Raw genomic sequence first — 13,885 nt, forward strand, 5'->3', positions numbered from 1 at the left:
GATACGGAGCACACAGTGAACCTCAGCAGACGCACCGTCCTGCTCGCCGGAGCCGGCGTCGCCGCGGGACTCGTCCCCGGCCTGTCGGGCACGGCGGCCGCGGCCGCCCGCGACCTGCAGCCGTACGCCTCCTACTGGTACCCCGACTCGCTGCCCTCGGGCACCCCGGGCACCGGCATCACCTGGCGCAGCCTGAAGTCCTGGCGCGCCGAGAGCGACCCGGACCTCGCGTTCAACGCGGCGTCGGTACCCCTCGCCGCGCGCTTCACGCCGACCCCCGCGAACACGACGGCCCGCTCCGGCCAGGCCCGCATCCAGTCCCTGGTCTCCTTCGGCCCCACGTCGAGCAACCCCTCGCAGGGCGCGGCCACGGCCGACTACTACGCCCTCACTCACTGGGCGTACGTCGACGAACTCGTCTTCTGGGGCGGCTCGTCCGGCGAGGGCCTGGTCCTCGCGCCGAACGCACCCATCGTGGACGCGGCCCACCGGCACGGCGTACCCGTCCTCGGCAATGTCTTCCTGCCGCCCGTCGCCTACGGCGGACAGCTCCAGTGGACCCGCGACCTGGTGCAGAAGGACTCCACGGGGCACTATCCGCTCGCCGCGCAACTCGTCGCCGTCGCGGCCGCGTACGGCTTCGACGGCTGGTTCATCAACGCCGAGACCGGTGGCGGAAACACCGCGCTCGCGACCGACATGCTCGGCTTCCTCAAGGAACTCAAGGCGCTCGGCACGGCCAAGGGGCAGCGCGTCACCTGGTACGACTCGATGACCGTGAACGGATCGGTGAGCTGGCAGGGAGCGCTGAACAACCAGAACAAGAGCTTCTTCCAGGCCGCCGACTCCATGTTCATCGACTTCCGCTGGTCCCAGGGCACTCTGGCGTCCTCCGGGACGACGGCTCAGCAACTCGGGCGCAGCCGATACGAGTTGTGGGCGGGCGTTGATGTGGAGGCCAACGGCACCGGCGCCTCCGTCAATTGGGACGCCATCGTGCCGACCACGAAGGCCCACGTCACTTCCATCGGCTTCTACCGGCCCGAGTGGACCCGCAACCACCTCCCCGCGAGCCGCACGCCGGGCGACTTCCATGCCGCCGACGACACGTTCTGGACCGGTGCCTCGCTCGACCCCGCCAAGCCGGACACGACGGCCAGTTGGCGCGCGCCCGCCGTCTCCGTGGCCGACCGATCGACGGTCACCGCCGTTCCGTTCGCGACGGTCTTCAACACGGGCCACGGACTGAAGTGGTACGAGAACGGCAAGGTCACCTCGGACGCCGCCTGGAACCACCTCGGCCTCCAGGACCGGCTGCCGTCCCGCCGCTGGGTCGTACGGACCACCGGCGGGCGCCCCTCCGTCACCTTCGACTTCGCCGACGCCTGGCGCGGCGGCAGCAGCCTCCTGGTCGACGGCACTCTCGCCGCGCCGACCACGCTGGACCTGTACGCGACGCGGCTGCCGCTCGGGGCGGACACGGTGGTGGAGCTGACGCATCGTGTCGACACCGGCGATGTGCGGGTCGAGCTCGCCGTCGCCACCGCCGAGCCGGGAACGGCCGGTGGGGCACCCCCGTACACGTACTTCCCGGTGAGCGCGAGTGGCGGTTGGGGGACCTCGACCGTGCGGCTGACGGGTCTGTCGGGCACAGTGCGCGCGCTGGGCGTCCGGCTGACCGCCACCACCGGGCCCGTGCGCTGGCGCCTCGGCGGGCTCGCCGTCCGCGACGCGGTGGTGAACCCGGCCGCGCCCACCGACCTGCGCGTCACCGACGCCGACGGAGGCAACCTGCGCTTCGCCTGGCAGGGCGCCCCCGGCGCCGTACGCCACTACGAGCTGTACCGGACGCTCCCCGACGGCACGCGCCGCTTCCTCGGCGGCACCTGCCAGCGCGCGTTCTACGTCGGTTCTCTCGCCCCCGAGCAGGGTGAGTCGGCCGCGCGGTTCGAACTGCGCGCGGTGGGGGAGCTGTTCACCGTCTCGACCCCCGCCACGACCACGCACACCTGGTAGCCCGCACCCTCACCCCACGGAGCACTCTCATGCATGACGACCGCACCCTGGTCGAAGCCCGCCTCAAGCGCGTCCTCGACGAGCGCATACGCCCCGCCGTGTACCCCGAGTCCGTACCGCTGGACGTGGCGGTGTGGCACGCGCCCGGCGAGCCCGTGCCGGTCGCTGAAGGGCTCGCGGCCGCACCGGATCCGATCGAGGTGGGCGCGCGCTGGGGTGCTCCGTGGGGGACCAGCTGGTTCCGGGTGACCGGGACCGTACCGGAGGCCTGGGCGGGTAAGACCGTCGAGGCGCTGCTGGACCTCGGCTTCGACGAGAACATGCCGGGCTTTCAGTGCGAGGGGCTCGTCTACCGGCCCGACGGCACTCCGGTGAAGGGCCTCAACCCGCGCAACCAGTGGGTGCGGATCGGAGCCCCGGTGGAGGGCGGCGAGGAGGTCCGGCTGCACATCGAGGCGGCCTCCAACCCGGTCATCCTGGACTACCACCCCTTCCTGTCCACGCAGTTGGGCGACAAGGAGACCGCCGGCAGCGAGCCGCGGTACCAGCTGGAGCGCATGGATCTCGCCGTCTTCGACGAGACCGTATGGCAGCTCGTCATCGATCTGGAGGTCCTCGGTGAGCTGATGGCCGAGCTGCCGGTGGAGTCGGCGCGGCGCTGGGACATCCTGCGGGCCGTGGAGCGGGCCCTGGACGCGGTGGACCTCCAGGACGTGGGCGGCACGGCGGCCGCGGCACGCGCGCGGCTGACGGACGTCCTGTCCACGCCCGCCGTCCCCTCCGCCCATCGCATCAGCGCCGTCGGGCACGCGCACATCGACTCGGCCTGGCTGTGGCCGCTGCGCGAGACCGTCCGCAAGGTGGCCCGCACCACCTCCAACATGACCGCGCTCCTGGAGGACGAGCCCGACTTCGTCTTCGCCATGTCCCAGGCCCAGCAGTGGGCCTGGGTGAAGGAGCACCGGCCCGAGGTGTGGGCGCGGGTGAAGAAGGCGGTGGCCGACGGGCGGTTCGTGCCCGCCGGTGGCATGTGGGTCGAGTCGGACACGAACATGCCGGGCTCGGAGGCGATGGCCCGTCAGTTCGTGCACGGCAAGCGGTTCTTCCTCGACGAGTTCGGCATCGAGAACGACGAGGCCTGGCTGCCGGACACCTTCGGCTTCGCCGCCGGGCTGCCCCAGATCATCAAGGCGGCGGGCTCCAAATGGCTGCTGACCCAGAAGATCTCGTGGTCGCAGACCAACAAGTTCCCGCACCACACCTTCCAGTGGGAGGGCATCGACGGCACCCGCATCTTCACGCACTTCCCGCCCGTCGACACCTACAACTGCTCCATGAAGGGCAGCGAAATCGCCCACGCCGCAAGCAACTTCAAGGACAAGGGCGTCGCCCGTCACTCCCTCGCGCCCACCGGCTGGGGTGACGGAGGCGGCGGCACCACGCGCGAGATGGTCGCCAAGGCGGCCCGGCTCCGCGACCTCGAAGGCTCCGCGACCGTGGTGTGGGAAACCCCCGAGAGGTTCTTCGAGAAGGCGGAAGCCGAGTACCCCAACGCCCCCGTGTGGGTCGGCGAGTTGTACCTGGAGCTGCACCGCGCCACGCTCACCAGCCAGGCGAAGACCAAGCAGGGCAACCGCCGCAGCGAACACCTCCTGCGCGAGGCCGAACTGTGGGCGTCGACCGCGACCGTACGGACCGGATTCCCCTATCCGTACAAGGAGCTGGACCGCATCTGGAAGACGGTGCTGCTCCACCAGTTCCACGACATCCTGCCCGGGTCGTCCATCGCCTGGGTGCACCGGGAGGCGCGCAGGACGTACGAGAAGGTCGCCGAGGAACTGGGCGGCATCATCGACGCGGCCCAGCGTGCGCTGGCCGGCGAGGGCCCGACGGCACTGCTCTTCAACTCCGCGCCGCACAGCCGGGAGGGCGTGCCGGCCGGCGGTGCCGGTACGTCCCTCGTCGAGGGCGAGACCGCGCTCGCCCCGCGCGTGAACGGCGGCTACGTCCTCGACAACGGCCTGCTGCGCATCGAGATCGACGCGCGGGGGCTGGTCGTCTCGGCGTACGACCTCGGCGCCGACCGCGAGACGATCGCACCCGGGCAGGCCGCCAACCTGCTGCAGATCCACCCCGACTTCCCGAACATGTGGGACGCCTGGGACGTCGACGAGTTCTACCGCAACACGGTCGTCGACCTGGTCGACGCGGATGAGGTCGTGCCTGGTGAGGACGGCGTGTCGGTCCGGATCGTACGGTCCTTCGGCGCGTCGCGGGTCACCCAGGTGCTGTCGCTCGCGCCGGGCGAGCGACGGCTCGGCATCGACACCGAGGTCGACTGGCACGAGACCGAGAAGTTCCTGAAGCTCGCCTTCCCGCTGGACGTGCACGCCGACCGGTACGCGTCCGAGACCCAGTTCGGGCACTTCTACCGGCCGACCCACACCAACACGTCATGGGAGGCGGCCAAGTTCGAGGCGTGCAACCACCGCTTCGTGCACATCGAGGAGCCCGGCTGGGGCGTCGCCCTGGTCAACGACTCGACGTACGGCCATGACGTCACCCGGGCCGTACGCGACACCGACTCCGGTACGACCACCACCGTGCGCGTCTCGCTGCTGCGCGCCCCGCGCTTCCCCGACCCCGAGACCGACCAGGGCGTCCACCGCTTCCGGCATGCACTGGTACCGGGCGCGGCGATCGGCGACGCCGTGCGTGAGGGCTGGCGGATCAATCTGCCGGAGCGGCGAGTATCCGGCTCCCGGGACGTCGCCCCGCTGGTGACCGTCGACCAGGACGCGGTCGTCGTGACGGCGGTCAAACTCGCCGACGACGGCAGCGGTGACGTGGTCGTCCGCTTCCACGAATCCCACGGCGGCCGCACCCGGGCCACGCTCACCCCGGGCTTCGAGGTCGCGGCCGTCACGGTGACCGACCTGCTGGAGCGGCCGCTCGCCGAGGCGGCGGCGCCGGGGCGGGACGGCGACCGGATCACCGTGCCCCTGCGCCCGTTCGAGCTGATGACGCTCAGGCTGAAGCGCACCTGAGACGCGGCATGGGCTGCGCGCCCGCGGCGGCATGAGCTGCCGCGGGCCCCGCTACGGCGGGTGGGACTGCGAGCCCTGGGCTTGAGTGGCTGTGGGTCCTGCTGGGGCGGGTGGGACTGTGAGCCCTGGGCTTGAGTGGCTGTGGGTCCTGCTGGGGCGGGTGGGACTGTGAGCCCTGGGCTTGAGTGGCTGTGGGTCCTGCTGGGGCGGGTGGGACTGTGAGCCCTGGGCCTTGAGCGGCTGTGGGTCCGTTACGGCGGGAGCAACTGCGAGCCCCAGGGCCTGTCTTCGGGATCGTCCCGGGTCGCGGGCCCTGGCACGCACCCCCAGAGGGGGACCTCCGCCGCGTTGTCGGCGGTTGCCGACGCTCCGCGTGGATGCCCTCCTCCGCCTTGCAGCGGCACGCACCAGACCCCGCTCGGGTCGGTTCACGGTCGCCGCCGCTCGGCGCCGGCCCGATCCGGAAGACAGGCCCCAGCCCGCGCCCGCCCGCCCGGCTCACCAGACCGTCCCAGCGCCCCCTTAGCCCACCTGGCCGCACGCGCCCGTGCATATCACGGGTCCGCGGCGCCTGCCGTGCTTCCATCGCGCCAGGAGGCATATGACATGGCTGATGACCGACAGCAGCACCCACAGCGGGACACCCACCCCCGACGATTCACCACCTCCCGGCGCCGCATGCTGGCCACCGCCGCGCTGGCGCCCGTAATGACCGGGGCGGTGGCCGGGGCCGCGAACGCGGCGGGCCGCAAGCAGGTCAAGCCGGTGATGACGAAACTGGCCGACTGGACGGACGTGGGCGCGGCCCTGGGCCGCCCCGGCGACATGAAGCGGTACATGTACCACACGGGCCTGCCCCGCCGGGACCTCGAGGTGTACTCGCGCGGCATCAGGATCAAGCCCGCGCTCGCCCTCGGCACACACGTGGCCTTCGTCCGCTACGACGACGGCAACTCACTCCTCATGGGCGACGCGGTGGTCACCGAGCGGGAACTCCAGCCGTTCAGCGATGCCCTGCAGGAGCACGGCATCTGGCAGACGGCGATCCACAAGCACCTGCTCGCCCACAAGCCCGACATCTGGTGGGTCCACGTGCACGCCCACGGCCCCGACCCAACGGCCGTGGCCCACGGCCTGCGTGCGGCGTTCGACTGCACGGCCACCCCGCCGCCGGATACGAACACCGCTTCCGTGAAGGAAACCCTCGACCTGGACACCGCCGCCATCGACGCCGCGATCGGCGTGAAGGGCCTGGTCGACGACGGTGTTTACAAGAACACCTTCGTCCGCGCCGAGACCATCATCGACGACGGCATGGTCCTCCCTCCGGGCCTCGGCGCCACCACGGTGGTCAACTTCCAACCGCTCGGCCGCGGCCGAGCCGCGGTCAACGGCGACTTCGTCATGATCGCCAAGGAGGTCCAGGACGTCCTCACCGCCATCCGGCGCGCCGGAGCCGACCTCGTCGAGGTCCACCACCACAACCTCACCGACGAACCCAGACTCTTCTTTGTCCACTACTGGGCCGTGGGCGACGCGATCAAGCTCGCCAAGGGCCTGCGTCCCGCCGTGGACGCCACCAATGTCGTGCCGATGCCGGGAGCAGGTGGCTGATGACCATGAACGACGAGACCCTCACCTGCCCCTTCGACTTCAGCCGGGCCCTGGAATTCGACCCCGAGCTCGCGGCCCTCATGGAACGCGAGTCCCTCACCCGCATCCGCCTTCCGTACGGCGAGTCCGACGTCTGGCTGGTCACCGACTTCGAATCGGTCCAGCAGGTGACCTGCGACCGCCGCTTCAGCCGGGCCGAGATCATGGGCCACGACTACCCCCGGCTGACGCCGGAGCCCATCGTCTCCCGTGAGTCCATCAACGTCATGGACCCGCCGCACAGCAGCCGCGTACGGAGCCTGGTCTCCCAGGCGTTCACGCAACAGCGGGTCGACGGGATGCGGGAACGGATCGTCCTGCTCGCGGACTCTTTGCTGGACGACATGGAGAAGGAGGGGCCGCCGGCCGACCTGGTTCGGCACCTTTCCGACCCGTTCCCCCAGCACACCATCCTGGATCTGCTCGGGATCCCCCGGGCCGAGTGGCCCCGGATGCACGAGTACGTCCACCGGCTCCTCGTCACCGGCCGCGGCAACAAGGAGGCGGCGGCCAAAGCGAAGGCCGACCTGACGGCCTACTTCCTCGACATGGTCGAGCAGCGCCGCCGCACCCCCGGCGACGACATCATCAGCGTGATGATCGCCGCCCGGGACGGCGAGGACCAGCTCACCGACAGGGAAATGGCCGTCATGGCCCTCACCCTGGTCCTCAGCGGCCAGGACACGGCGACCTGCCAGATCAGCGACATCGCGTATCTGCTGCTCACCCGCCCCGAGCTGGTCGACTACCTCCGGAAGGGCCCCGAGACCCTGACGGAGGGCATCCACGAGCTGCTGCGGTACATCCCGTTCCGCAAGGGGGTCGGGATTCCCCGAGTGGCGCTGGAGGACGTCGACTTGAACGGCGTGCGGATCCGGGCGGGCGAGTTCGTCCACGTGTCGTATCTGACCGCGAACCGCGATCCCGCCCGTTATCCGAAGCCGCACGACATCGATTTCGAGCGGCCGCGCGCGCCTCATATGACGTTCGGCTGGGGCGGCCACCGCTGCATCGCGGTGCCCTTGGCCATGGCGGAACTCGAGGTGGCCGTCGGCCGGTTGCTGGAGCGCTTTCCCGGGCTGCGGTTGGCTGTGCCGCCGGAAGAGGTGCGGTGGGACACGGAGACCATCCGGCGGTTCCCGATCGAGTTGCCGGTGACTTGGTGAGAGGTAGGAAGGTGGTCCAGGTGGTGGGGGGAGAGGGTTAGGTGAGGGCGGTGGGGCGGCGTTTGGAATCGCGGGTGTGGATGGCTGGGGGCACACCGCGACTTCGAGGCAAGCGCCGCCCTCACCGCTGCTTCAGCAGGACTTGAACCAGTCGAGGTTCTCGACGCTCACAGCTCCCCCGGCTTCTTCTCGATCAGCGTCCGTGACGGTCGACTTCACGCAGACGGCGAGGCATCCGACCCCGTCGATGAAACTGCGGCGCGAGGAGATCCTGCGGGACTTCGCGGAGGCGGTGGAGGGGCTGTACGCGCAGGAGGCGGTAGGCGCTTAACGGTTCGCGGGGGTGGGGGCCGGCCGGGGAGGATGCGGACCGTGAACGGCATCGAGTTCTTCCACTACCCCTCGGACGAGCACCCGTCCTCCCACCTCTGGGGCCTCCGCGTCGACGGCACCGACCTGCGCGCGCACGCGGCCTGGGCGACGCGCGAGCGGTGGCGTCCGGAGCTGGAGGACCAGTTCGAGGACCAGGAGAGGGAGTCGGCGGAGCTCATCTGGCGCCAGCACGACGGCCTGGGGGTGGTGGACTTCGAGGACCGCCCCGACCACTTCCTGAGTCCGGCTGCCGTTCCCCTCCTGGGCTGCTCGTGCGGCATCTGGGGCTGCTGGCCCCTCATGGCGCGGATCGCCGTGGCGCCTACGACGGTCACCTGGTCGTCCTTCCGTCAGCCTCACCGCGCACAGTGGGGCGAGCTGCCGATCGGCCTCTTCGTCTTCGAGCGGAAGGCGTACGAGGAGGCGCTGAGGTCACCGGCGGTGCTGACGGAGGACCCGCTGGGGCCGCCGCCGGCTCGCCTTGGAGTCGTCTGATGGCGATGTTCGTGCACCTGGCGTCCATGGCCGACACGCCGCGCGTCCGGCGGGCCGGTATCCGCGCGGTGAGTTACGGGCAGGGAGGCGCGCGGGGCGTGTACGGCTTCCCGGTGCTGCGGTCGTACACCCTCACTCACCAGTGGCTGCGAACGCCTGTCGCACCCCCTGGACGGTCCCCCGCCTCCGCCCAGGGCGCTGCTCGCCCGGCTCGAGGCGGCCGGCGACCCCGGGGACCCGGCCGCACTGCGTGCGGCGCTGCACTGGTTCGGGAAGCGCAGAGGCGGCCCGCTCACCGAACTGGGCCGCCTGTCCGCCCACCCCGACCCCTCGGTGCGGGAGGAGCTGGTGTGGGCGCTCGCGGGCTGGTCCACCCCGGGGGTCGCCGAGTTGCTGGACCACCTCGCCGACGATCCGGACTTCGACGTGCGGGAGGCGGTGGAGGCGGGCGTGGAGAGCTGGGAGGAGTGAGGGTCCGCTCCGCAAAGTGATCCGAAGGAATCGCCTCAGGCCTTGAGCGGCTTCGGTCCTGCTGTGGCCGGAGTGCCTGCGGCCTCTGCGACTGGAGCTGAGTCCGCGACCACTCCGGTCCTATTGTGGCCGGAGTGCCTGCGCCCCCTACGCCTTGAGCTGGGTCCGCAGCCACTCCTCCACCTCACCCACATGCGAGGCCGCCGCCGCCCGCGCCGCCTCCGGGTCGTGGGCGACCAGTGCCCGGTGGATCGCCGCGTGCTCGCGTCGTGTGCGCTCGAAGGCGCCTTCCTCCTGGTAGCCGCGCCAGACGCGGGCGCGGAAGGTGCGCGAGGAGAGGCCCTCCAGGATGGCCGCCATGGTGTCGTTGCCCGCGGCGGCGGCGATCTCGCGGTGGAAGGCCAGGTCGTGCGCGAGGATCTGTTCCGGATCGTCCGTCGCGTTCATCGCTGTCAGATGCTTCTCCACCTCGGCGAGCTGGTCGGGCGTGATCCGCGCGGCGGCCAGCGCGGTCGCCGTCGACTCCAGGATCCGGCGCAGCTCCAGCAGTTCGACCAGGCGCTGGCCGCGCGAGAGATCGGCCACGACACCAAAGGTCTCAAGGAGGTCGCCGGCCTCCAGCTGTGTCACGTAGATGCCTGATCCGTGTCGAGCCTCCAGCACACCGAGGACTGTGAGCGCGCGGATGGCCTCGCGCATCGAACTGCGCGAGATGCCCAGCTGGGTCGCCAGATCACGCTCGGTCGGCAGCCGCTGCCCCGGCTCCAGGCGGCCCTCGCGGATCAACGCCTTGATCCGCTCGATGGCGCGCTGCGTCACGGTGCCCTTCTGCGGGGCCGGCTCGTCCACGCCACTTCCTCCTGTTTGTCGGGTGCGCCGCAGTCTAACGACCGGAGTGGTCGGACCACTATGGCTTGGAAGTAGGAAAATTTGGCGTCGGAGGGTGTTGTGAGGGGGAAGTGGTCTGATAAATATTCGTCCCGGTCGGTAGAGGGACCTCCGGCCACGCGTCCTGCTCGATCACGCTCAATGAGGAGCCGTCAGATGGCCGGCAGAACAGTGCGGAACAGGCGAATCTCGTCGCGAGCGGTGCGTGCGGCGGCTGCGGCCGCCTGCGCGACCCTCGTGCTCGCGGCATGCGGCAGCACCAAGGACACCGTGGCCTCGGGCGGCGGGGGAGGCGGCGGTACCGGCAAGGTCGGGGTGATCCTGCCCCTGCTGACCTCGCCGTTCTGGCAGTCGTACAACGACTACGTACCGAAGATGGCGAAGTCCGAGGGCGTGGACGCGCTCAAGACCGTCAACTCCAACAGTGACCCGTCGCAGCAGATCACCGACATCAACAACCAGCTCAACCAGGGCGTGAAGGGCCTCGTCGTGGCCCCCCTGGACAGCGCCGCGATCGCCGCGGGCCTCGACCAGGCCGAGCGCAAGGGCGTGCCCGTGGTCGCCGTCGACGTGGCGCCCGAGAAGGGCAAGGTCGCCATGGTCGTACGGGCCAACAACGTCGCGTACGGCGAGAAGGCCTGCGAGTACCTCGGCAAGCAGATCAGCTCCGGCAAGGTCGTGCAGATCATGGGCGACCTGGCCTCCGTCAACGGCCGTGAGCGCTCTGAGGCCTTCCGCTCCTGTGTGAAGAAGAACTACCCGAAGCTGAAGGTCCTGGAGATCCCCGCCAAGTGGGAGTCCGACACGGCGGCCTCCAAGCTGGACACCCTCCTGAACGCGAACCCCGACATCAAGGGCATCTACATGCAGGCGGGCGGCGTCTACCTCGCGCCCACCCTGCAGACCCTCAAGTCCAAGGGGATGCTCAAGAAGACCGGCCAGGCGGGCCACATCACGATCGTCTCGAACGACGGCATCCCGCAGGAGTTCGACGCCATCCGCAAGGGTGAGATCGACGCCACCGTCTCGCAGCCCGCCGACGCCTACGCCCGGTACGGCATGTACTACATCAAGGCCGCGATGCAGGGGAAGACGTTCAAGCCGGGCCCGACCGACCACGACTCCGAGATCGTCAAGCTGCCCAGCGGCATCCTGGAGGACCAGCTGCCCGCGCCGCTGGTGACGAAGGACAACGTGGACGACTCCAAGCTTTGGGGCAACACGGTCAAATGAGTACACCACTGGTGGAGGCGCGGGGGGTGGCCAAGCGGTACGGCCCCACCGTCGCCCTCCAAGACGGCCGACTCACCGTCCTGCCGGGCGAGTCGCACGCCCTCGTCGGCCGCAACGGCGCGGGCAAGTCCACCCTCGTCACCATCCTCACCGGCCTGCAGGCCCCCGACGAGGGCACGGTCCGCTTCGACGGCGAGCCCGCGCCCGCGCTCGCCGACCGCGACGCCTGGCGTCGCAAAGTTGCCTGCGTCTACCAGAAGCCCACCGTCGTACCGGAGTTGACGGTCGCCGAGAACCTCTTCATCAACCGGCAGCCGGTGGGCCGGGGCGGCTTCATCAGCTGGCGCCGGTTGAAGTCCCAGGCGGCCGAGGTCCTGGAGACCTGGGACGTGCGGGTGGACCCGGACGCGCGGACCGCCAACCTCAAGGTCGAGGATCGTCAAATGGTCGAGATCGCCCGGGCGTTGAGCTTCGGCGCCCGCTTCATCGTCCTCGACGAGCCGACCGCGCAGCTCGACAACCGTGAGATCGAGCGGCTCTTCACGCGGATGCGCGCACTCCAGGAGTCCGGCGTCACCTTCCTGTTCATCTCGCACCACCTCCAGGAGGTGTACGAGGTGTGCCAGACGGTGACGGTCCTGCGCGACGCTCGCTGGATCACCACCGCTCCGGTCGCCGAACTCCCGCGCCCGGCGCTGGTGGAGGCCATGGCGGGGGAGTCGATCGCCGAGCACACGGCCACGCGCGCGTCCGTGGCCGCGGACGCGCCGGTGATGCTCGACGTCGAGGGGCTGACCTCGGACGCGTACGACGGTATCGACCTCACCGTCCGCCGCGGCGAGGTCGTCGGTCTCGCCGGCTCCAGCGGCAGCGGCAAGATCGAGCTGGCCGAGTCGTTCGCGGGACTGCACACGCCGACCGGCGGCACCGCCCGACTCGACGGCGAGCGGCTCCCGTTCGGCGACGTACAGGCCGCGCTCAAAGCGGGCGTCGGCTGTGTCCCGCGCGACCGGCACGATCAGGGTCTCGTCGCCGCGATGAGCATCGGCGACAACACCACCATGAGCGTCCTGAACCGGCTCGGCAGCTACGGGTTCATCGGCACCGACCGCAAGCGCGGCTTCGCCACCGAGTTGATCGAACGCCTCGACATCCACACCGAGGGCCCCGAGCAGCCGGTCTCCGATCTGTCCGGAGGCAATGCGCAGAAGGTCGTCATGGCGCGCGCCCTCGCCTCGGACCCGCGCCTTCTCGTCCTCATCAACCCCACCGCGGGCGTCGACGTGAAGTCCAAGGAGTCCCTGCTCTCCCGCATGGACAGCGCCCGCGAGGACGGCACCGCCGTGCTCGTCGTCTCCGACGAACTCGACGACCTGCGCCGCTGCGACCGGGTTCTCGTCCTCTTCCACGGCCGCGTCGTCGCCGAGCACCCGGCGGGCTGGCACGACCACGAGCTGATCGCCTCCATCGAAGGAGTGGACCATGGCTGACACGAAGGCCCCGCCGGGTCAGGCCGCCCTGCGGCCGTCCAGGGGCGGCAGGACGAAGGCGGTACGCCTGCAGCAGGCGCGTGAACTCGCTCTGCTACCGGCGCTGGTATTGCTGATCGTGCTCGGCGCGGTGCTCAACGACTCGTTTTTCACCGAGGCCACGTTCATCTCCATCCTCGGCTCGTCCGCCGCCCTCGCGATGGTGGTTCTGGCCGAGTCATTGGTGCTCATCACCGGCAAGTTCGATCTCTCACTGGAGTCCGTGGTCGGCATCGCGCCGGCCGTCGGAGCGCTCCTCGTCCTGCCGACGTCCCAGTCCGGATGGGGCCTTGGACTTCCCGTCCCACTTGCGTTGCTGGCCATCCTCCTGGTGGGTGCCGGCATCGGTACCTTCAACGGCTTGCTCGTGGTGAAGCTCAAGTTGAACGCCTTCATCGTCACGCTTGCCATGCTGATCATCCTGCGCGGCCTCCTGGTCGGTGCCACCAAGGGCAAGACGCTCTTCGGCATGCCTGACGCGTTCTTCTCGCTCGCCACCACCACGTTCCTGCACGTTCCCATGTCGGCGTGGCTGGCCGCGGTGTCCTTCGCCGTCGCGGGATTCCTGCTCAAATACCACCGTGTGGGGCGATCCTTGTACGCCATCGGCGGCAACCTGGAGGCGGCACGCGCGGCAGGCATCCGGGTGGACCGGATTCGGCTGGGTGTCTACGTCGTCGCAGGCGTGCTCGCGTCGATCGGCGGCGTCATGTACACGGGTTACGTCGGTGCGATCGGTGCCAACCAGGGCGAGAACATGATCTTCACCGTGTTTGCCGCCGCTGTCATCGGAGGCATCAGCCTCGACGGAGGCCGAGGCACCATGTTCGGGGCTCTCACCGGAGTTCTGCTGCTCGCCGTGGTCAAGACCATGCTCACCATGGCCCAGGTGCCGTCGTTCTGGATCGACGCCATCTACGGCGGAATCATCCTGGTCGCCCTCCTGATCGCCCGCGTGACCACGGGCCGCGCCCAGGACTGACTGTCGTCGCCTCTGTTACCGACCGAAAGGCCT

General features: G+C 70.0%; 11 protein-coding genes. 10 read left to right on the plus strand and 1 reads right to left on the minus strand.

The window, feature by feature from the left end; translation table 11 throughout:
* Nucleotides 1–15: 15 nt before the first annotated feature.
* From AB5J53_RS42545 to AB5J53_RS42575, 7 genes are all read left to right on the plus strand, one after another.
* Nucleotides 16–2,016, plus strand: coding sequence for an endo-beta-N-acetylglucosaminidase (locus tag AB5J53_RS42545; RefSeq protein WP_369250927.1), 2,001 nt, complete (start codon nt 16–18; stop codon nt 2,014–2,016).
* A gap of 29 nt (nt 2,017–2,045) precedes the next feature.
* Nucleotides 2,046–5,063, plus strand: a complete 3,018-nt coding sequence (locus AB5J53_RS42550) for an alpha-mannosidase (RefSeq protein ID WP_369250928.1) — start codon at nt 2,046–2,048, stop codon at nt 5,061–5,063.
* A gap of 606 nt (nt 5,064–5,669) precedes the next feature.
* Nucleotides 5,670–6,677, plus strand: a complete 1,008-nt coding sequence (locus AB5J53_RS42555) for a DUF1259 domain-containing protein (RefSeq protein WP_369250929.1) — start codon at nt 5,670–5,672, stop codon at nt 6,675–6,677.
* Complete coding sequence (locus AB5J53_RS42560; RefSeq protein WP_369250930.1) at nt 6,677–7,882, plus strand: cytochrome P450; 1,206 nt, start codon at nt 6,677–6,679, stop codon at nt 7,880–7,882. Before AB5J53_RS42555 ends, AB5J53_RS42560 begins: the two co-directional genes overlap by 1 nt.
* 202 nt (nt 7,883–8,084) lie before the next feature.
* On the plus strand, nt 8,085–8,213 hold the full coding sequence (locus AB5J53_RS42565) for a hypothetical protein (protein ID WP_369250931.1): 129 nt from the start codon (nt 8,085–8,087) through the stop codon (nt 8,211–8,213).
* 41 nt (nt 8,214–8,254) lie between these two features.
* Entirely contained in the window at nt 8,255–8,749 is a 495-nt protein-coding gene (locus AB5J53_RS42570; protein ID WP_369250932.1) for a hypothetical protein, read from the plus strand.
* Nucleotides 8,750–9,007: 258 nt separating this feature from the next.
* Entirely contained in the window at nt 9,008–9,220 is a 213-nt protein-coding gene (locus AB5J53_RS42575) for a HEAT repeat domain-containing protein (protein ID WP_369252825.1), read from the plus strand.
* A 147-nt stretch (nt 9,221–9,367) separates the two neighbouring features.
* On the opposite strand, the gene AB5J53_RS42580 is transcribed toward AB5J53_RS42575, so the two are convergent.
* Nucleotides 9,368–10,069, minus strand: a complete 702-nt coding sequence (locus tag AB5J53_RS42580; protein ID WP_369250933.1) for a FadR/GntR family transcriptional regulator — start codon at nt 10,067–10,069, stop codon at nt 9,368–9,370.
* 195 nt (nt 10,070–10,264) lie between these two features.
* Here AB5J53_RS42580 and AB5J53_RS42585 point away from each other — a divergent pair, with 195 nt between their 5' ends.
* Genes AB5J53_RS42585 through AB5J53_RS42595 form a run of 3 tightly spaced genes read left to right on the plus strand, consistent with a single transcriptional unit; the run spans nt 10,265 to nt 13,852 of the window.
* Nucleotides 10,265–11,341, plus strand: a complete 1,077-nt coding sequence (locus tag AB5J53_RS42585; protein WP_369250934.1) for a sugar ABC transporter substrate-binding protein — start codon at nt 10,265–10,267, stop codon at nt 11,339–11,341.
* Nucleotides 11,338–12,831, plus strand: a complete 1,494-nt coding sequence (locus tag AB5J53_RS42590; RefSeq protein WP_369250935.1) for a sugar ABC transporter ATP-binding protein — start codon at nt 11,338–11,340, stop codon at nt 12,829–12,831. Before AB5J53_RS42585 ends, AB5J53_RS42590 begins: the two co-directional genes overlap by 4 nt.
* On the plus strand, nt 12,824–13,852 hold the full coding sequence (locus AB5J53_RS42595; protein WP_369250936.1) for an ABC transporter permease: 1,029 nt from the start codon (nt 12,824–12,826) through the stop codon (nt 13,850–13,852). The genes AB5J53_RS42590 and AB5J53_RS42595 overlap by 8 nt, the downstream gene beginning before the upstream one ends.
* Nucleotides 13,853–13,885 lie beyond the last annotated feature (33 nt).

The organism is Streptomyces sp. R41 (assembly GCF_041053055.1).
GTDB lineage: Bacteria > Actinomycetota > Actinomycetes > Streptomycetales > Streptomycetaceae > Streptomyces.